This window comes from Patulibacter sp., from assembly GCF_030655195.1.
Taxonomy (GTDB): domain Bacteria; phylum Actinomycetota; class Thermoleophilia; order Solirubrobacterales; family Solirubrobacteraceae; genus Patulibacter.
This window is the reverse complement of sequence record NZ_JAURWA010000086.1, coordinates 1-18,040: the sequence shown is the minus strand read 5'-3', so window position 1 is coordinate 18,040 and position 18,040 is coordinate 1. Positions and strand designations below refer to the sequence as shown.

14 protein-coding genes and 1 pseudogene are annotated in these 18,040 nt (G+C 72.7%); 14 read left to right on the top strand and 1 reads right to left on the bottom strand.

The genetic code is table 11. The features are described from left to right. The first annotated feature begins 187 nt into the window (after positions 1 to 187). The 6 genes from ftsH (at position 188) to Q7T67_RS08725 (ending at position 6,777) form a co-directional block, all read left to right on the top strand. Entirely contained in the window at positions 188 to 2,167 is a 1,980-nt protein-coding gene (gene ftsH, locus Q7T67_RS08750; RefSeq protein WP_304788131.1) for an ATP-dependent zinc metalloprotease FtsH, read from the top strand. 131 nt (positions 2,168 to 2,298) lie between these two features. After that, on the top strand, positions 2,299 to 3,144 hold the full coding sequence (gene folP / locus Q7T67_RS08745; protein WP_304788129.1) for a dihydropteroate synthase: 846 nt from the start codon (positions 2,299 to 2,301) through the stop codon (positions 3,142 to 3,144). Further along, positions 3,137 to 3,667 (top strand): dihydroneopterin aldolase, encoded by a 531-nt coding sequence (gene folB / locus Q7T67_RS08740; protein WP_304788127.1) that lies wholly within the window; start codon positions 3,137 to 3,139, stop codon positions 3,665 to 3,667. Before folP ends, folB begins: the two co-directional genes overlap by 8 nt. Further along, a complete protein-coding gene (locus Q7T67_RS08735) occupies positions 3,664 to 4,575 on the top strand; it encodes an acyl-CoA thioesterase II (protein ID WP_304788126.1) in 912 nt (303 codons plus the stop codon). Before folB ends, Q7T67_RS08735 begins: the two co-directional genes overlap by 4 nt. Then, positions 4,572 to 5,126 carry a 2-amino-4-hydroxy-6-hydroxymethyldihydropteridine diphosphokinase gene (gene folK, locus Q7T67_RS08730; RefSeq protein ID WP_304788124.1) on the top strand — a complete coding sequence of 185 codons (555 nt, stop codon included), beginning with the start codon at positions 4,572 to 4,574 and terminating at the stop codon, positions 5,124 to 5,126. Before Q7T67_RS08735 ends, folK begins: the two co-directional genes overlap by 4 nt. Position 5,127: 1 nt before the next feature. Continuing rightward, positions 5,128 to 6,777 carry an alkaline phosphatase D family protein gene (locus Q7T67_RS08725; protein WP_304788122.1) on the top strand — a complete coding sequence of 550 codons (1,650 nt, stop codon included), beginning with the start codon at positions 5,128 to 5,130 and terminating at the stop codon, positions 6,775 to 6,777. 92 nt (positions 6,778 to 6,869) lie between these two features. On the opposite strand, the gene Q7T67_RS08720 is transcribed toward Q7T67_RS08725, so the two are convergent. Then, the gene (locus tag Q7T67_RS08720) at positions 6,870 to 7,613 is read right to left on the bottom strand and encodes a glutathione S-transferase family protein (RefSeq protein WP_304788120.1); all 744 of its coding nucleotides are present in this window, start codon (positions 7,611 to 7,613) and stop codon (positions 6,870 to 6,872) included. A gap of 34 nt (positions 7,614 to 7,647) precedes the next feature. On the opposite strand from Q7T67_RS08720, the gene Q7T67_RS08715 reads away from it, so the two are divergent. The 8 genes and pseudogenes from Q7T67_RS08715 to Q7T67_RS08680 all read left to right on the top strand — a co-directional run. Then, positions 7,648 to 8,412 carry a type III pantothenate kinase gene (locus Q7T67_RS08715; RefSeq protein WP_304788118.1) on the top strand — a complete coding sequence of 255 codons (765 nt, stop codon included), beginning with the start codon at positions 7,648 to 7,650 and terminating at the stop codon, positions 8,410 to 8,412. 30 nt (positions 8,413 to 8,442) lie between these two features. Then, complete coding sequence (locus tag Q7T67_RS08710) at positions 8,443 to 8,859, top strand: VOC family protein (protein ID WP_304788116.1); 417 nt, start codon at positions 8,443 to 8,445, stop codon at positions 8,857 to 8,859. Positions 8,860 to 8,914: 55 nt separating this feature from the next. Further along, positions 8,915 to 9,964, top strand: coding sequence for a tRNA-dihydrouridine synthase (locus Q7T67_RS08705; RefSeq protein ID WP_304788114.1), 1,050 nt, complete (start codon positions 8,915 to 8,917; stop codon positions 9,962 to 9,964). A gap of 212 nt (positions 9,965 to 10,176) precedes the next feature. Then, complete coding sequence (gene greA, locus Q7T67_RS08700) at positions 10,177 to 10,650, top strand: transcription elongation factor GreA (RefSeq protein ID WP_304788112.1); 474 nt, start codon at positions 10,177 to 10,179, stop codon at positions 10,648 to 10,650. A 28-nt stretch (positions 10,651 to 10,678) separates the two neighbouring features. Further along, a complete protein-coding gene (gene lysS / locus Q7T67_RS08695) occupies positions 10,679 to 12,181 on the top strand; it encodes a lysine--tRNA ligase (RefSeq protein ID WP_304788110.1) in 1,503 nt (500 codons plus the stop codon). Between the two features lie 169 nt (positions 12,182 to 12,350). Continuing rightward, positions 12,351 to 14,750 carry an FdhF/YdeP family oxidoreductase gene (locus tag Q7T67_RS08690; RefSeq protein WP_370695379.1) on the top strand — a complete coding sequence of 800 codons (2,400 nt, stop codon included), beginning with the start codon at positions 12,351 to 12,353 and terminating at the stop codon, positions 14,748 to 14,750. A 207-nt stretch (positions 14,751 to 14,957) separates the two neighbouring features. Beyond that, a complete protein-coding gene (locus tag Q7T67_RS08685) occupies positions 14,958 to 17,549 on the top strand; it encodes an ATP-dependent Clp protease ATP-binding subunit (RefSeq protein ID WP_304788106.1) in 2,592 nt (863 codons plus the stop codon). A 220-nt stretch (positions 17,550 to 17,769) separates the two neighbouring features. After that, positions 17,770 to 18,040, top strand: a pseudogene (locus tag Q7T67_RS08680) (hypothetical protein); the annotation flags it as partial.

The following is an 18,040-nucleotide window of genomic DNA, read 5'->3' as shown; positions in this document are numbered from 1 at the left end:
CGCGGCCCCACCGGCGCGGCCTGCCGGACGCGCGGCCACGTGCCGGACGCGTGCCGGGGCGCCACGACGCGCCGCCGGACCTCCGACGAACACCGACCCGGCCCGCCGGTTACAGGCGCGTTGCTACGCTACGAAACCCGTCTCCGCTCCTCGCTCGTCGTGAGGGGGACCCGAGTCGGTCACACACATGAGCCGGTTCTTCAAGAGCGCCCTCTTCCCCATCCTGATCGTGCTCCTGCTGGCGTTCTTCGCCCAGCAGCTGTTCGCGAACCAGAATCAGGCGAAGTACACCTACGGACAGTTCACGGAGCAGCTCGCTTCGGGGAACGTCAAGAACGTCGTCGTCAAGACGAAGGACAACGCGCTCGACGTCGAGCGGACGGACGGCAAGAAGTTCGAGGTCGGCTACGTCCCCGACGACGGCGCCCGCGTCCAGGCGACCCTCGCCCAGGCCTTCAAGGACAAGGCGATCCGGGAGTACGACATCAAGTCGTCCAAGACCTCGGGTCTGCTCTCCGCCCTGATCTACATCATCCCGTTCATCCTGATCCTGGGCGTCTGGTTCCTGATCATGAACAACGTCCAGGGTGGCGGCTCGAAGGTGATGCAGTTCGGCAAGTCGAAGGCGAAGCGGATGTCGCCCGACACGCCGAAGATCACCTTCCGCGACGTCGCCGGCGCGGACGAGGCGGTCGAGGAGCTCCACGAGATCAAGGAGTTCCTGGAGAACCCCAAGAAGTTCCAGGCGCTCGGCGCACGGATCCCGAAGGGCGTCCTGCTCTTCGGCCCTCCGGGCACCGGCAAGACCCTCCTGGCCCGCGCCGTCGCCGGCGAGGCCGGGGTGCCGTTCTTCTCGATCTCCGGCTCGGACTTCGTCGAGATGTTCGTCGGCGTCGGCGCCAGCCGCGTCCGCGACCTCTTCGAGCAGGCCAAGCAGAACTCGCCCTGCATCATCTTCATGGACGAGATCGACGCCGTCGGTCGTCACCGCGGCGCCGGCATGGGCGGCGGGCACGACGAGCGCGAGCAGACGCTGAACCAGCTCCTGGTGGAGATGGACGGCTTCACGATGACGGACAACATCATCCTCATCGCCGCCACCAACCGGCCCGACATCCTCGACCCGGCGCTCCTGCGCCCGGGCCGCTTCGACCGCCAGATCGTCGTCGACCGCCCGGACCGCAAGGGCCGCGCCAAGATCCTCGACGTCCACACCCGCGGCAAGCCGCTGGCGCCGGACATCGAGACGGAGGCCCTCGCCGGCCAGACGCCGGGCTTCACCGGCGCCGACCTCGCCAACCTCGTCAACGAGGCCGCACTGCTGGCCGCCCGCTCGGGCAAGAAGCAGATCGGTCAGCACGAGCTCGAGGAAGGGATCATGCGCGTCATCGCCGGTCCCGAGAAGAAGACCCGCGTGATGACCGAGAAGGAGCGCGAGATCACGGCGTACCACGAGATGGGGCACGCCTTCGTCGGCCACTTCCTCGAGCACGCCGACCCGGTCCACAAGATCTCGGTCGTCGGCCGCGGCCAGGCGCTGGGCTACACGATCTCGATGCCGTCCGAGGACAAGTTCCTCACGACGCGTCAGCAGCTGCTCGACCAGATGGCGATGACCCTCGGCGGTCGCGCGGCGGAGGAGATCTGCTTCGGCGAGATCACCACCGGCGCGTCGAACGACCTCGAGAAGGTCACCGGCTCCGCCAAGCAGATGGTCATGCGCTTCGGCATGAGCGAGCGCCTCGGGCCGCGGGTCTTCGGCCACGACGCCGGGCAGCCGTTCCTGGGTCGCGACATGGGCTCGACGCCGGACTACTCCGACGAGATCGCCCGCGAGATCGACGACGAGATCCGCCGGATCGTCGAGGACGCGCACCAGCGCGCCACCGACATCCTCAACGATCACCGCGAGCTCCTGAACACGATCTCCGAGGTGCTGATCCGTCGCGAGACGATCGAGCGCGACGAGTTCCTCGCCCTGCTCGACGGCCGCCACGAGGACGACGTCTTCGACGACGAGCCGCCCGCGCCCGCCAACGGCCTGCCGGCCGCGGCGGAGGACGAGACGCAGCGCTCCGAGCGCCCCGCGCCGCGCCCGCTGCCCCGCCCGGGCCTCGGGACCGCGATGGACGCCGACGGCGGCGTCCGCGGGTACCGCCGGACCTGATCCGGCGGGCCGCCCGCCGGCCCACGCAGCATCGTCACGACGGCGGCCTCCGGGCCGCCGTCGTCGTTCCGGGGGCGGCCGGCGTCCCGCCCGCCCGGTCGCCCGCCGCCGGGTCGCTCTAGGCTCGCCGGATGCCCGCGCCCTTCTCCGTCATGGGGATCGTCAACGTCACGCCGGACTCGTTCTCGGACGGGGGCGAGTGGTTCGACACGGCGGCCGCGGTGCGTCACGGCGTCGAGCTGGCGGCGGCCGGGGCGACGATCCTCGACGTCGGCGGCGAGTCCACGCGTCCCGGGGCCCCGGCGGTCCCGGAGGACGAGGAGCTCCGCCGCGTCGTGCCGGTGGTCGCCGGGCTGGCCGCCGCGGTGCCCGAGGCGGTGCTCTCCGTGGACACGACGAAGGCCGCGGTGGCGCTGGCGGCGCTCGGCGCCGGGGCGACCTACGTCAACGACGTCTCCGCCCTGCGCGCCGACCCGGGGATGCTGGGGGTCGTCGTGACCGGTGGCGCCCGCTGCTGCCTGATGCACATGCAGGGCGACCCGCGGACGATGCAGGCCCGGGCGCGGTACGAGGACGTGGTCGACGATGTCCGGGCGTTCCTCGAGGAGCGGATCGCCGTGGCCGTCGCGGCGGGCGTCCCGCTCGAGCGGATCGACGTGGACCCGGGCATCGGCTTCGCGAAGACGCAGGACCACAACCTCGAGCTGCTGCGGCGCCTGGACGAGATCGTCGCGATCGGGCCGCGGGTCGTGATCGGCACGTCGCGCAAGAGCTTCCTGGGCCGCCTCACCGGCCGCGACGACCCCCGCCAGCGCCTCGCCGGGACCATCGCCACGAACGTGCTCGCGCTCGCGTCCGGGGCCCGCGTCTTCCGGGTCCACGACGTCGGCGCCGTCCACGACGCGCTGGCGGTCGCGGCGCACGTCGTGGACGGGGGATCCGGCAGCGCTGGTGCTAGCGTGGCGCGCCATGGATGACGAACGCGACGAGCGGCCCGACGACGGCGAGGACACGCCGGTGGGCCGGGGCTCGGACCCGCGGGGCGAGGACGACGCGGTCGACGCCGCGGACCTCGACGCCGACGTCGACGAGGACGACGACGACCTGGACGAGCTCGACGGCGAGGAGCGCGACGAGGTCACCGTCGAGATCCGTGGCCTGTCGCTCTACACGCACCACGGGGTCTCGGCCGCGGAGCGCGAGATCGGGCAGCGCCTGCTGGTCGACCTGCGGATGGCCGTCGTCGACTGCGACGCGGTCGTCACCGATCGCGTCGCCGACACGATCGACTACGGCGAGGTCTGCCAGCTCGTCGCCCTCGTCGCCCAGCAGCGCTCGTACAAGACCCTCGAGCGCCTCTGCGCGGCGATCGCCGACCGCGTCGTCGCCGACTACGGCGCCGAGGAGGTCTGGGTCAAGTGCACGAAGCCCGAGCCGCCGATCCCGCTGGCCGTCGAGGAGGTCTCGGTCGAGCTCTGGCGGGCCGGGGACGGCAGTTGAGCACCGACCCCGGCGTCGGCGCCGCGGCCGCGCCGTCGGGCACGACGTTCGAGCGCGCGACGGCCGTTCGTCCCGGCGGCGAGGGCCGCTGGACCGCCGACGTGGACCCGGGCTGGGAGGCCCCGACGGGCCCGAACGGCGGCTACCTCGCGGCGCTGCTGGTCCGCGCCCTCGAGGCCGAGGTGGCACCGGAGGGCGACCGCGTGGTGCGGTCCCTGACCGTGCACTACCTGCGGACGGCGAGGACCGCCCCGCTGGACCTCGAGGTGCGTCTGGTCCGCGCCGGGCGCCGCACGGCGTCGGCGACCGTGACCGGCAGGCAGGAGGGCCGCGAGGTGCTGCTCGGCCTGGCGGCGTTCTCCGCCCGCGGGCTCGAGGCCCCCGCCACGTGGACGCGGACGCCGCCCGACGCCGGGCCGCCGCCCGACGCGGGGGTCGCCGAGGTGCCGGTCGACCGCTACCGCCGCGACGCCGCGGCGTGGATCGCGCCGATCCCGGGCACGCCCCCGATCGTCCGACAGCTGCGGATGTCGCCGCGGCTCGGCGGTCTGCCGTTCTCCGGCCGGCTCCCGGCCGACGGCCGCGGCGTGGAGACCGGCGGCTGGATCGGCTCGCCCGAGGACCAGCCGCTCGACGCGGCGTACCTCGCGCAGCTCACCGACTTCTGGTGGCCGCCGTCGTTCGAGGCCGTCGACCACCCCGTCATGGCCCCGACGATCGATCTGACGATCCACCTGCGGGCCGACCTGCCGCCCGGGGGCCTGGCCGCGGCGCCGGTGCTCGGCGTGTTCCGGTCGACCACCGCGCAGGGCGGGCTCGTCGAGGAGGACGCCGAGCTCTTCCACCCGGACGGCACGCTCCTGGCGCAGTCGCGGCAGCTCGCCCTCCTCGCGCCGGTGCCCTCGTGACCGGTGTGCGCCCCGGGGCCGGCGAGGTCGTCGGCTACCTCGGCCTGGGCACGAACGTCGGCGACCGCCGCGCGCAGCTGCAGGCCGCCGTCGACGCCCTGCCGGGCCGGGGGGTCCGGGTGCTCGCGTCGTCGGCCACCTACGACACCGACCCCGTCGGCGACGTGCTCGACCAGCCCGACTTCCTCAACGCCTGCATCCGGATCGCCACGGCGCTGGCGCCGGAGGAGCTCCTGGACGCCTGCAAGGCGGTCGAGCGCTCCCACGGCCGCACCACGGACGTCGACGCCCCGGACTACGTGCGCCACGGACCGCGGCCGATCGACGTCGACCTGCTGCTGCTCGGGGACGCGGCCTACCGGTCCGACCGCCTCACGCTGCCCCACGCACAGGTGGCGGAGCGGCGGTTCGTCCTCGTGCCCCTGCTCGAGCTGGACCTGGAGCTGGCGCTGCCCGACGGCACGCGACTGGCGGAGCGCCTCGAGCGGCTCCCGCTGGACGAGGGCGTCCGGCGCTCGGGCGACCCCCTGACCGTCCCCCCGGAGGCCTGAGATGGCACCGCAGCTCGTCCTGGGGCCGCTGCTGCGGCACGTGGACGCCACGTCCGCGACGATCTGGGTCGAGACCGACGGGCCCGCCGAGGTCGAGGTCCTCGGCCAGACCGGCCGCACGTTCGAGGTCGCCCGTCACCACTACGCGCTCCTGCGCGTGGAGGGCCTCGAGCCCGGGTCGGTCACCCGGTACGGCGTGTCGCTGGACGGCGAGCTCGTCTGGCCCCACCCCGACGACCCCTATCCCGCCCCGGCCATCCGCACGGTGCTGCCCGGTGCCGAGCTGCAGGTCGCGTGGGGCTCCTGTCGCGTCTCGCGACCGCATCAGGACCCGTTCGACCTGCCTCCGGGCGAGGACGACGAGGCGTTCGGCATCGACGCGATCCAGGCGCTCGCGGAGTCCCTGCGCGACGGGCCGGCCGAGGACCTGCCGCACCTGCTGATGTGGCTCGGGGACCAGGTCTACGCCGACGACATCCCCCCGGTGATCCGGCGGCGCATCGACGACCGCACGGACGACCGGCGGGGCGCGCCCGAGGACCAGATCGCGGACTTCGAGGAGTACACCTGGCTCTACCACGACGCCTGGGGCGCGCCCGCGGTCCGCTGGCTGCTCTCGACCGTCCCCAGCGCGATGGTCTTCGACGACCACGACGTCCACGACGACTGGAACACGTCCCGCGACTGGCGGGCGGAGTTTGCCGACCTGCCGTGGTGGCACGAGCGGATCGTCGGCGCCCTCGCCTCCTACTGGGTCTACCAGCACCTCGGCAACCTGTCCCCGGCGGCGATCGCCGAGGACGACCTGCACGCCCGCGTGGTCGACCACGAGGGCGACGTCCTGCCGCTCCTGCGGGAGATGGCCACGGCGGCCGACGAGGACCCGTCGAGCTTCCGCTGGAGCTACACCCGCGACCTCTGCGGCACCCGCATCGTCGTCGTCGACTCCCGCGCGGCCCGCGACCTCGGCGGCCCCGAGCGCGACCGCCGGATGGTCGACGCGGAGGAGTGGGCGTGGGTGCGCGAGCAGTGCGCCGGCGACCACGACCACCTGTTCCTCGCCACGTCGGTCCCGGTCTTCGTCGCCAAGGGCATCCACTGGACCGAGGCGGCGTCCGAGGCGCTGGCGGCCGGGGCGTGGGGCCGTCGGGTCGCCAAGCGGGTCGAGACGGCCCGGCGTGCCGCCGACCTCGAGCACTGGTCGGCGTTCGGCCACTCCTTCGAGGAGATGGTCGAGCTCCTGGACGACGTCGCCGCCGGACGTCTGGGCCGCGCGCCGGCGTCGGTGGTCCTGCTCTCGGGCGACGTCCACCACGCGTACGTCGACCGGGTCGGCTTCCCGCGCGACGGCACGGCCCGCAGCCCGGTGCTGCAGGCCGTCTGCTCCCCGTACCGCAACCCGCTGCCCCCGGGGCAGCGGCGGCTGATCGAGGCGCTGCACAGCCGTGCGGCCTGGGGTGTTGCGCGACTGCTGGGCCGCGCCGCGGGCGTCGAGGACCCGCCGGTGGGCTGGCGCCGCGAGCGCGGCCCGTGGTTCGACAACCAGCTGGCGTGGCTCGAGCTCGACGGCCGCCGCGGCCGCCTGCGCTTCCAACGCGCGGTGCCCGGTCCGCGCCTGGAGGACCTCGGCACGCTGGACGTCGCGGACTGACGGGCCGGCGGGACTCCCGGCCGTCGCGTCCGCCGACCGCCCGCGGGCCGCAGCCGCGTCCGGTCGGCGGGCGGACCGCCCGCCGCGTCGCCTCAGCCCTGCAGCGCGCGCAGCCAGTCGGCCGGCAGCGCGCCGACGGGGACGCGACCGTCCCACTCCGGGAAGACGCGCAGCGTCAGCGTCCCCGCGGGCCGGGCGCGGATCGGACCGGCGAGGTCCTCCATCGTCATCAGCAGGCGCAGCGTCGAGGCGATCTGCAGGTCCGCGGCGTTGACCTCGGGCCCGCCGAGCGTGCCGTCCTCCAGCCACCCGTCGACCCGGTCCAGGTGGTGGGGGAGGTCGAGCAGATCGGAGCGGACGCCCGCGTCGGTGATGCGGTTGAGCCGGTGCTCGAGCGCCACGATCGCCGGCGTCAGGAGGGGACGGACCGCCGCGGGCAGCGGCAGCGCCGAGTGCTCCTGGAAGCTCGGGATCGCGGTCGGTGCGCGGTCCAGCGCGAACCAGAGGACGCGGCGGGCGACGGGCTGCAGGACGTCGTCGCCCCACGCCTCGGCCTCCAGGACGCGCTCCCGTGCGGCGGCGTCGGACGGCAGCAGCGCGGGGGAGGGGACGAGCTCGTCGAGCCGCCGCAGGATCGCGCGGGAGCCCGTCAGGCGCTCCCCGTCCTCCAGGCGCAGCCCCGGCACGGTCCGGCGGCCGAACAGCACCTTCGCCACCGGCGCGTGCATCCCCGGGGGCAGCTCGGCGACCCGGTGCTCGACGCCCTTGAGCTCCAGGGCGCGCTGGACGGTGGCGCACGGGTGCGATCCGTGGACGACGAACAGGGTGGCCGGCATGCGCCGCAGCATAGGGGGGCGTGATACTCCGCCGATGCTCCTCGTCGTCGACGTCGGCAACACCCAGACCCACTTCGGCACGTTCCGCGGGACGGAGCTGGTCGAGCACTGGCGCTTCGCGACGATCCGGCAGTCCACCGCGGACGAGCTGGGCGCCAAGCTCAGCAACCTCCTCGAGCTGCGCGGCATCGGCATGGACGACCTCTCCGCGTCGATCGTCTCGTCGACCGTGCCGCAGCTCGCGGACGAGTGGCGGGGCATGTCGGACCGCTACCTGGACCACGAGATGGTGGTGGTCCGGCAGGGGATCCGGACCGGCATGGCGCTGCGGTACGACAACCCGCGCGAGATCGGCGCGGACCGCCTCGTCAACGCGGTCGCCGCGTACGACCGGTTCAAGAGCGCCTGCGTCGTGGTGGACTTCGGCACCGCGATCACCTACGACCCCGTGTCCGCCGACGGCGAGTACCTCGGCGGCATCATCAGCCCGGGCGTGGAGATCTCGCTCGAGGCCCTGACGTCGCGGGCCGCCGCGCTGCCGCGGATCGATCTGATCGCCCCGCGGCAGCTCATCGGCAAGTCCACGATCGAGGGCATCCGCTCCGGCGTGATCTACGGCTTCGCCGGCGGGGTCGACGCGATCTGCGGGCGGCTCATGGACGAGCTCGGCCAGGACATCCACCTGATCGCCACGGGCGGGCTGGCGCGCTCCATCGTCCCGCACTGCCGGACGATCGACGAGGTCGACGACATGCTCACGCTCACCGGCCTGCGGCTGCTGCACGAGCGCAACAGTTGATCCTGCGGGGCGTCCGGGTAGCGTGAGCACATGGCCTCCCACCTCGTCCACACCTGCGTCCGCGTCCGGGACATCGACGCCTCCCTGCGCTTCTACGAGGCGCTCGGGTTCGAGCGTCGCGGCCGGCTGAACTTCGACACCGCCTACAACGTGTACATCGGCCTGCCCGGTGACGGCGACAAGCTCGAGCTGACGGTCAACGACGACCGCGACGCGCCCTACGACCTGGGCGACGGCTACAACCACGTCGCGATCGTCGTCGACGACATCGAGCAGGCCCTCGCGCACCTGAAGGCCGCGCTGGGCGTCGACCCGGAGAAGCCGGCGTTCCACCCCGGCGGCCGCGAGGAGCTGCCCCTGATCGCGTTCGTCCAGGACCCCGACGGCTATCGCATCGAGCTCATCGACAAGGCGTTCCCGACGCCGCAAGACCCCGACGAGCGCTGAGGGGCGGGCCCGGGGCCCCCGGGGGCTCGGAGGCGCCGCGATACCCTTGGGGTCCATGGCAGCCGCCCCGCTCACCGACTCCTGGACCCTCGGCGGCCTGACGGTCCCCAACCGGGTCACCCTCGCGCCGCTCGCGGGGATCGGCAACTGGGTCGTCCGGCTCCAGGCCAAGCGCTACGGCGCGGGCTACGCGGTCTCCGAGATGGTCTCGTCGTTCGCCATCCACCACCGCAACGAGAAGACCCTCCGCGACCTGCTGCGCTTCGAGGAGGCCGAGCGCGAGCACGGCCCGGTCGCGATCCAGCTCTTCGGTCAGGACCCGGAGGTCATGCGCTCCGCCGCGGCCTACGTGGCCGAGCACGTCGCCGTCGACGTCATCGACCTGAACATGGGCTGCCCGGTGCCGAAGGTGATCAAGACCGGCGCGGGTGCCGCGATGCTCAAGGACCCCGACACGGCGGTGGCCGTGGCCCGCGCCGCGCGCGAGGGCTCCGGGCTGCCCGTCACGGTCAAGCTGCGCTCGTCGACGAAGAAGGACGGCGAGACCGACGGCTACGCCCTGGCGACCCGCCTGGTCGACGAGGCCGGCGTCGCCGCCATCGGCTTCCACCCCCGCAGCGCGCAGGTCCACCACAAGGGCACCCCGGACTACGAGCTCGCCGCCCGGCTCGTGCAGGAGCTGCCGGTCCCCGTCGTCCTCTCCGGCGGCCTGCACGACGACGCCGAGACCCTGGCGGCCTACGAGCAGGTCGCGCCGGCCGCGGTCATGCTCGCCCGCGGCGCCCTCGGCAACCCGTGGCGCTTCTCGTCGCTGCTCGGGCTGCGCGACGACGTCCCGCCGACCGCGGACGAGGTCGTGACCGAGTTCGAGTGGGTGCTGGACCGCACGATCGAGCACCTCGGTGCCGAACGCGCGGGGCGCTACCTGCGCAAGCACTACCCCTGGTACGTCGAGCGCCTCGCCGAGGCGGCGTCCGCCGCGGCGGGTCCGGACGCGCCGATCCTGCCCGACAAGGAGCTGCAGGCCGCGCTCCAGGGGTCCGAGGACATCGACGCGGCACGCGCGCTCGTGCGCGCCGCGGCGACGGTGGGCACCCCCGCCTGACCCCGCGCGGCGGCGTCCGTCGCGCACCCCGTACGCGTCGTCCGGCGCCCTCCGCGGGACGGACGTTCGGGCGGATCTTCGCGGGAAGTGCGGGGATCCGGCGATCCGTGGCTATACTGCCCGGCTCCGCCCGGCGGACGGTCGGCCGATCGCCCGCCCAGAAACACTCCCGTCGGCGCCCCGCCTGGGCGACGAAGGCGAAAGGTCGCACGTTGCCCAAGGACGTCATCCTCACCCACGAGGGTCTCGACAAGCTCAAGAAGGAGCTGGAGCACCTCACGACCACGAAGCGTCGTGAGGTCGCCGAGCGCATCAAGGACGCCCGCGAGTTCGGCGACATCTCGGAGAACTCCGAGTACGACGACGCCAAGCAGGAGCAGGGCATGATCGAGGGGCGCATCCTCGAGATCGAGGAGCAGCTCCGGTCCGCCTCCGTCATCGACGAGTCCTCGCTGACCACGGACGCCGTGCAGATCGGCACCCGCGTCACGGTGAAGAACGAGAAGGGCGAGACGAAGGAGTACGCCATCGTCGGCTCCGCCGAGGCGAACCCCGCCGAGCTCAAGATCTCCAACGAGTCGCCCGTCGGCAAGGCCCTGCTCGGGCAGCCCAAGGGCGCGTCCGTGACGGTCGCCCGGCCCAACGGCAAGACGAGCACCCTCGAGGTCCTCGAGATCTCGCGCTGAGCGCGGGCCCCTCCGAAGCGGACCCGACATGACCGACCCCACGCCCGACGCCGCCTCCGCGGCGGAGGACGGCACCGACCTCCTCGCCGTCCGCCGCGCCAAGCTCGACCGGCTGCGCGCCGCGGGTGTCGACCCGTTCCCGCACGACTTCGACGGCGTCGAGCCGATCGCGGAGGTCCGCGCCCGGCACGAGGGTCTCGAGGACGGGGCCGAGACCGACGTCCGGCACCGCATCGCCGGCCGTCTGCGGGCCCGCCGCGGCCAGGGCAAGATGGCCTTCCTGGACCTCGACGACCGGTCGGGTCGGATCCAGCTGCAGGCGAAGCTCGACGTCCTGGGCCCCGAGGTGATGTCCCGCCTGCTCGACGACGTCGACCTGGGCGACCTCATCGGCATCGACGGCGTCGCGTTCATGTCCCGCCGCGGCGAGCTGTCGATCCGGGTCGAGGCGATCACCGTCCTCGCCAAGTCGCTGCGCCCGCCGCCGGACAAGCACCACGGCCTGCAGGACCAGGAGGTCCGCCAGCGCCGCCGCGAGCTCGACCTGATCGGCAACGAGGACACCCGCCGGGCGTTCGTCATGCGCTCCCGGATCGTCTCCGAGATCCGCCGCTTCCTCGACGGCGAGGGCTTCCTCGAGGTCGAGACCCCCGTGCTGCAGCCGCTCTACGGGGGCGCCCTGGCCCGGCCGTTCACGACGCACCACAACGCGCTGGGTCGCGACCTCTACCTGCGGATCGCGACGGAGCTCTACCTCAAGCGGCTGATCGTCGGCGGCCTCGAGCGGGTCTACGAGCTCGGCAAGAACTTCCGCAACGAGGGCATCTCCCACAAGCACAACCCCGAGTTCACGATGCTCGAGTGGTACGAGGCCTACGCGGACGTCGAGGACGCCGCGGACCGCCTCGAGGCGTGCGTCTCCCACGTGGCCGCCGCCGTCGGGTACGAGGGCGAGATCCGCTGGACCGAGCCGTGGGCGCGCAAGACGCTCGCCGGCGCGATCGAGGAGGAGACGGGCATAGACGTGCTCGCCCACCGCACCTCGGAGTCCCTCGCCGCCGTCGTCCGCGCGTCGGACCGCACGGACGTCGACCCCGACGGCCGCACGTGGCCGCAGCTCGTCGACGACCTGCTCAGCAAGGACGTCGAGCCGAAGCTCCAGCAGCCGACGATGCTCTTCGACTACCCCGTCGAGCTCTCCCCGTTCGCCAAGCGCAAGCGCACGGAGACGGGCGAGGACACGGGCCTCGTCGAGCGCTTCGAGGCCTTCGCGCTGGGCATGGAGATCGCCAACGCGTTCTCCGAGCTCAACGACCCCGACGAGCAGCGCCGCCGCTTCGAGGAGCAGGCACGTCTCGAGCTCGAGGGCGACGACGAGGCCCAGCAGTACGACGAGAGCTTCGTCGAGGCGCTCGAGCAGGGCATGCCCCCGACGGGCGGCCTCGGGCTGGGCATCGACCGCCTGGTCATCTGCATGACGGGCAGGAGCACGATCCGCGAGGTCGTCCTCTTCCCGACGATGAGGGACTAGACCCGGCCCGGGGTGCTTGTACCGCGCACCGCCGGGGTAGGTTCTCGGGGTGAGCACGCGCAGGATCGGCACCCCCGTCTTCCGAGGCCGGCCCGGCCGGAAGCTCCCGCCGCTTCCGCGACGCGGCCGGACCGACAGGGACCACGACGTCGCCGAGGACGACCGCGGCCTGCACGTCGGAGAGCCGAAGGACCACGCCGTCGGGATGGGCGCGACGTGGTCCATCGCCAAGCAGGGGATGCGCCACATGGGCGTCGCCCGGTCGGCCAACAGCCTGCTGCGGATCAACCAGCCGTTCGGCTTCCAGTGCCCGAGCTGCGCCTGGCCGGAGCCCGAGGACGGCGCCGGACCGATCGAGTTCTGCGAGAGCGGGGCGAAGGCCGTCGCCAACGAGGCGACCCGGATGCGGGCCTCCCGCGAGTTCTTCGCCCGTCACACGCTCGACGACCTGCGGGGCCGCACGGGGCACTGGCTCGAGCAGCAGGGTCGCCTGACCGAGCCGATGTACCTGGCGCCCGGCGCCGAGCACTACGTGCCGATCGGCTGGGACGAGGCCTTCGGGGTGGTCGCCCGCGAGCTCCACGCCCTGGACTCCCCCGACGAGGCGACCTTCTACACCTCGGGCCGTGCCAGCAACGAGGCGGCGTTCGCCTACCAGCTGTTCGTCCGCGCGCTCGGCACGAACAACCTGCCGGACTGCTCGAACATGTGCCACGAGTCGACGAGCAAGGCGCTGGGCGACACGATCGGCATCGGCAAGGGCAGCGTCTCGATGGACGACCTCGTCGCCGCGGACCTGATCATCGTGGCGGGCCAGAACCCGGGGACGAACCACCCCCGGATGCTGATCTCGCTGGAGGAGGCCAAGGAGGCCGGCGCGAAGATCATGGTGCTGAACCCGCTGCCCGAGGCCGGGATGCAGCGGTTCGACAACCCGCAGCGGCCGCTCGAGCTCCTCGGTCGGGGCACGCACCTGCAGGACCTGCTGCTGCAGCTGCGCCTGGGCGGCGACGGCGCGCTCTTCCAGGCCTTCTCGCGCCTGCTGCTCGAGGCCGACGACGCCGCTCGTGCGACGGGCGGGGAGCCGGTCCTCGACCACGACTTCATCGCCGAGCACACCGACGGCTTCGACGCGATGCAGGAGCACCTGCGCGGACTCGACTGGGACGCCCTCGAGCGGGAGACCGGCCTGACCCGTGCCGAGATCGACGAGGCGATGGGGCTGATCCTGCCGGCGAAGCGGATCGTCGTCTGCTGGGCGATGGGTTTGACGCAGCACCGCCAGTCCGTGGCGATCATCCAGGAGCTGGTCAACTTCCTGCTGCTGCGCGGCAACATCGGTCGCGAGGGTGCCGGGCTCTGTCCCGTCCGCGGCCACAGCAACGTCCAGGGCAACCGCACGGTCGGCATCTGGGAGCAGCCGCCCGAGGCGTTCCTCGACCGGTTGGAGGAGGCGCTGGGCTTCGCGCCGCCCCGGGAGCACGGCCTCGACGTCGTCGACAGCGTCCGGGGCCTCGCGGACGGGCGCCTCAAGGTCTTCTTCGCCCTGGGCGGCAACTTCGCGTCGGCGGTGTCCGACACCGACGTCACGGAGGCGGCGCTTCGCCGGGCCCGCCTGACGGTCCAGGTCTCGACGAAGCTCAACCGCTCGCACCTCGTCACGGGGCGCGAGGCCCTGATCCTCCCGACCCTCGGCCGGACGGACCGGGACGTCGTCCCCGACGGCCCGCGTCGCGGCGAGGAGCAGTTCGTCACGACGGAGGACTCGATGAGCGTGGTGCACGCCTCGCGGGGCCACCTGGAGCCGCCGTCGTCGGAGCTGCGCGGCGAGACGCGGATCGTCTGCGGTCTCGCCCGCGCGGTCTTCGGCCCGCCCACGCACGACGGGGTCGCCCGACGGCACGAGTCCCCCGACGGGCGCTCGTCGATGCCCGACGGGCAGGCGTCCGGGGTGGACGGGGACTGCGACCTGGGCACGTCGACCGGCCTGGTGCAGGACCTGCCGTGGGAGGCGATGGCCGACGACCACGGCCTGATCCGGCGGCAGATCGAGGCGGTCGTGCCCGGCTTCGACGACTACTCGGCCCGGGCACAGCGCAGGTCCGGCTTCCAGCTGCCCCACCCGCCGCGCGACGAGCGGCGCTTCGAGACCGCGACGGGCAAGGCGCGCCTGACCGTCAACCGGCTCGAGCCGATCGAGGTCCCCGACGGCCACCTGCTGCTGCAGACCCTGCGCTCGCACGACCAGTACAACACGACGGTCTACGGGCTCAACGACCGCTACCGCGGCGTGAAGGCCGGGCGGCGCGTGGTGCTCGTCCACCCCGACGACCTGGGACGCCTGGGCCTGCAGGACGGCGCGGTGGTCGACCTGGTCAGCGTGTGGCACGACGGAGCGGAGCGCCGGGCCGAGCGGTTCAAGCTCGTGGGCTATCCGACCGCCCGCGGATGCGCCGCCGCGTACTACCCCGAGACGAACCCGCTCGTGCCCCTCGACAGCGTCGCCGAGGGCAGCAACACGCCCACGTCGAAGTCCGTCGTGATCCGGTTCGAGCCCGTCGCGGTCTGAGGCCGGATCCGCCGATCCCGGGTCGCCACGCCGCCACCGCCGGGTGGTCCGGGGCGACTCCGGGGACCGGACGTCCGGACGAGCGGGCTCCCGCGACCGCATCCGTCCGCCGATGGATGCCGTAGAACCAGGTACTGACGGGGAGCCTGGAGGGGTCCGAACGGGCCGCTGGTAGGATTTCTTCTCGAGCCACGGAAGGACCCAGGGATGTTCGAGCGATTCACAGAACGAGCCAGGCAGGTTGTCGTTCTCGCCCAGGAAGAGGCGCGGACGCTCAAGCACAACTACATCGGGACGGAGCACATCCTCCTCGGTCTGTTGCGCGAGGAGGAGGGGCTCGCGGCACGCGTGCTGGAGAGCCTCGACATCACCGTCGAGCGCGTCCGAGCGCAGGTCGTGCGCATCGTGGGGTCGGGTGAGGAGGTCACCTCCGGCCAGATCCCCTTCACGCCCCGCGCCAAGAAGGTCCTCGAGCTCGCGCTGCGCGAAGCGTTGAGCCTCGGGCACAACTACATCGGCACCGAGCACATCCTGCTCGGGCTGGTCCGGGAGAACGAGGGCGTGGCCGCCCGCATCCTCCTCGACTTCGACGCCGACTCCGAGAAGATCCGCAACGAGGTCATCCGGATGCTCTCCGGTCCGGGCGGCCGTCGGCAGACCGCCGGCTCCTCCGTCAGCGGCCCGGGTGGGCAGGCCGGCGAGGGCACGACGCAGAAGCGCTCCTCGAAGGTCCTCGACCAGTTCGGTCGCGACCTGACCAAGCTCGCCGCGGACGGCAAGCTCGACCCCGTCGTGGGTCGCGAGAAGGAGATCGAGCGGATCATGCAGATCCTCTCGCGCCGCACCAAGAACAACCCGGTCCTGATCGGCGAGCCGGGCGTCGGCAAGACGGCCGTCGTCGAGGGCCTCGCCCAGCAGATCTCCTCGGGCGAGGTGCCCGAGCTGCTGCGCGACAAGCAGATCTACACGCTCGACCTCGCGGCCCTCGTGGCCGGGTCGAAGTACCGCGGTGAGTTCGAGGAGCGCCTCAAGAAGGTGATGAAGGAGATCGCCAACAAGGGCGACGTCATCCTCTTCATCGACGAGATCCACAACCTCGTCGGCGCGGGTGCCGCCGAGGGCGCGATCGACGCCGCATCGATCCTGAAGCCCGCGCTGGCCCGTGGCGAGCTGCAGACCATCGGCGCCACCACGATCGACGAGTACCGCAAGTACCTCGAGCGCGACTCCGCGCTGGAGCGCCGCTTCCAGCAGGTCCGCGTCGAGCAGCCGTCGACGGAGGAGGCCGTGCAGATCCTGAAGGGCCTGCGCGACCGCTACGAGCAGCACCACAAGATCGAGATCACCGACGAGGCCCTCGAGGCCGCCGTCGAGCTCGCAGACCGCTACATCTCCGACCGGCAGCTGCCGGACAAGGCGATCGACCTGGTCGACGAGGCCGCGTCGCGCAAGCGCATCCGCTCGATGAGCTCGCCGCCGGTGTTCCAGGAGGTCGAGGAGCAGATCGCCGAGGCGCGTCGCAAGAAGGACGCGGCGATCGAGGCGCAGGAGTACGAGACGGCCGCCTCCCTCCGCGACGAGGAGCGCAAGCTCGTCCAGAAGAAGCGCGAGCTCGTCGAGAAGTGGGAGCAGGGCGAGGGCGACCAGCCGCGCCTCTCCATCGGCGAGGAGGAGATCGCCGACATCGTCTCGATGTGGACCGGCATCCCCGTCTTCAAGCTGACGGAGGCGGAGACCCGTCGCCTGATGCGCATGGAGGAGGAGCTCCACGAGGCCGTCGTCGGCCAGGAGCAGGCCGTCAAGGTCGTCTCGAAGGCCATCCGGCGCTCCCGCGCCGGCCTGAAGGACCCCAAGCGCCCGACGGGCTCGTTCATCTTCGCCGGGCCCACGGGCGTCGGCAAGACCGAGCTCGCCAAGTCGCTGGCGAACTTCCTCTTCGGGGACCCCGAGGCGATGGTCCGCGTCGACATGTCCGAGTACATGGAGAAGCACGCCGTCTCGCGGCTGGTGGGCTCGCCCCCCGGCTACGTCGGGTACGACGAGGGCGGTCAGCTGACCGAGGCCGTGCGGCGCAAGCCGTACTCGGTCCTGCTGCTGGACGAGATCGAGAAGGCCCACCCGGACGTCTTCAACCTGCTGCTCCAGATCCTGGAGGACGGCCGGCTGACCGACTCCCAGGGGCGCACGGTCGACTTCCGGCACGCCATCGTGATCATGACCTCGAACATCGGCGCGTCCGAGATCGCCAAGTCGACGCCGCTGGGCTTCCAGCTCGGCGACGAGGACGAGGCCGTCACGTACGAGGACATGAAGCAACGGGTCACCGGTGAGCTGAAGAAGGCGTTCAAGCCGGAGTTCCTGAACCGCATCGACGAAGTCATCGTCTTCCACAAGCTGACGAAGCCGCAGATCACGACGATCGTCGAGCTGATGATCGACCGGGTCCGCAAGTCGCTCCGGGACCGCGAGCTCACGCTCGAGCTCTCCGACGGCGTCAAGGACCTCCTGGTCGAGAAGGGCTGGGACCCGGCGATGGGCGCCCGTCCGCTCCGCCGGGCGATCCAGCGCTACATCGAGGATCCGCTCGCGGACTTCGTGCTCGCCAACCAGGTGCCGCCGAACGCGCTCGTCAAGGTCGACGTCGCGCCGGACGACGACACCGAGAACGCGGTCGTGCTCTCGATCGTCGAGGGCGTGCCGGTGCCGGCCGCCGTCGGCGCCACCGATGAGGACGGCTCCGAGGACGCGGACGCCACGGTCGACGAGACCGAGGGCGACGCCACGCCGCAGGACGCCTAGGACGCACGGCGTCCCAGCTGGTCGCTCGTGAGGGGCGGGGCCGTCGGCCCCGCCCCTCCTGCGTTCCGGGCTCCGGTGGGCGCCGGTCGGGTGCGGTCCGCGCCGGGCGAGCGCACCGGGTCGGCCGGCCGGGCGGCGCTAGGGTTCCCCGCGTGATCCGTTTGCCTGCTCCGTGTCCGAGCCACGACGGCTCCGCCCGGCGACCGGGGGGTCCCCGGTCGTGAGCCCCGCTGACGACGAGGTCCCCACGGACGACGGGCAGACCCGTCCCGGACTGGGCGGCGACGCGGTGCCCGCCGGCGACGCCTGGGTCAAGGGCGAGGCCGGCGTCCTGCCCCGCGGACTGGCCGCGGCGGCCCGCGCGCGGCTGGACCGCCAGCGCGAGCGGATGGCCGCGGCGCGTGGCGGGACGGTCCCGACCCCGTCGTCGGACGAGGCGGAGGGCCCGCGACCCGACGGTCGCCCCGCCCGGGGCCCCGCGGCCGCCGAGC

Excerpts from the sequence above, each read along its gene's own strand:
- folB (WP_304788127.1), top strand. The coding sequence starts at position 3,137 with ATGGATGACGAACGCGACGAGCGGCCCGACGACGGCGAGGACACGCCG.
- Q7T67_RS08685 (WP_304788106.1), top strand. The coding sequence starts at position 14,958 with ATGTTCGAGCGATTCACAGAACGAGCCAGGCAGGTTGTCGTTCTCGCC.
- lysS (WP_304788110.1), top strand. The coding sequence starts at position 10,679 with ATGACCGACCCCACGCCCGACGCCGCCTCCGCGGCGGAGGACGGCACC.
- Q7T67_RS08720 (WP_304788120.1), bottom strand. The coding sequence starts at position 7,613 with ATGCCGGCCACCCTGTTCGTCGTCCACGGATCGCACCCGTGCGCCACC.
- Q7T67_RS08705 (WP_304788114.1), top strand. The coding sequence starts at position 8,915 with ATGGCAGCCGCCCCGCTCACCGACTCCTGGACCCTCGGCGGCCTGACG.
- Q7T67_RS08725 (WP_304788122.1), top strand. The coding sequence starts at position 5,128 with ATGGCACCGCAGCTCGTCCTGGGGCCGCTGCTGCGGCACGTGGACGCC.
- folP (WP_304788129.1), top strand. The coding sequence starts at position 2,299 with ATGCCCGCGCCCTTCTCCGTCATGGGGATCGTCAACGTCACGCCGGAC.
- Q7T67_RS08715 (WP_304788118.1), top strand. The coding sequence starts at position 7,648 with ATGCTCCTCGTCGTCGACGTCGGCAACACCCAGACCCACTTCGGCACG.
- ftsH (WP_304788131.1), top strand. The coding sequence starts at position 188 with ATGAGCCGGTTCTTCAAGAGCGCCCTCTTCCCCATCCTGATCGTGCTC.
- Q7T67_RS08710 (WP_304788116.1), top strand. The coding sequence starts at position 8,443 with ATGGCCTCCCACCTCGTCCACACCTGCGTCCGCGTCCGGGACATCGAC.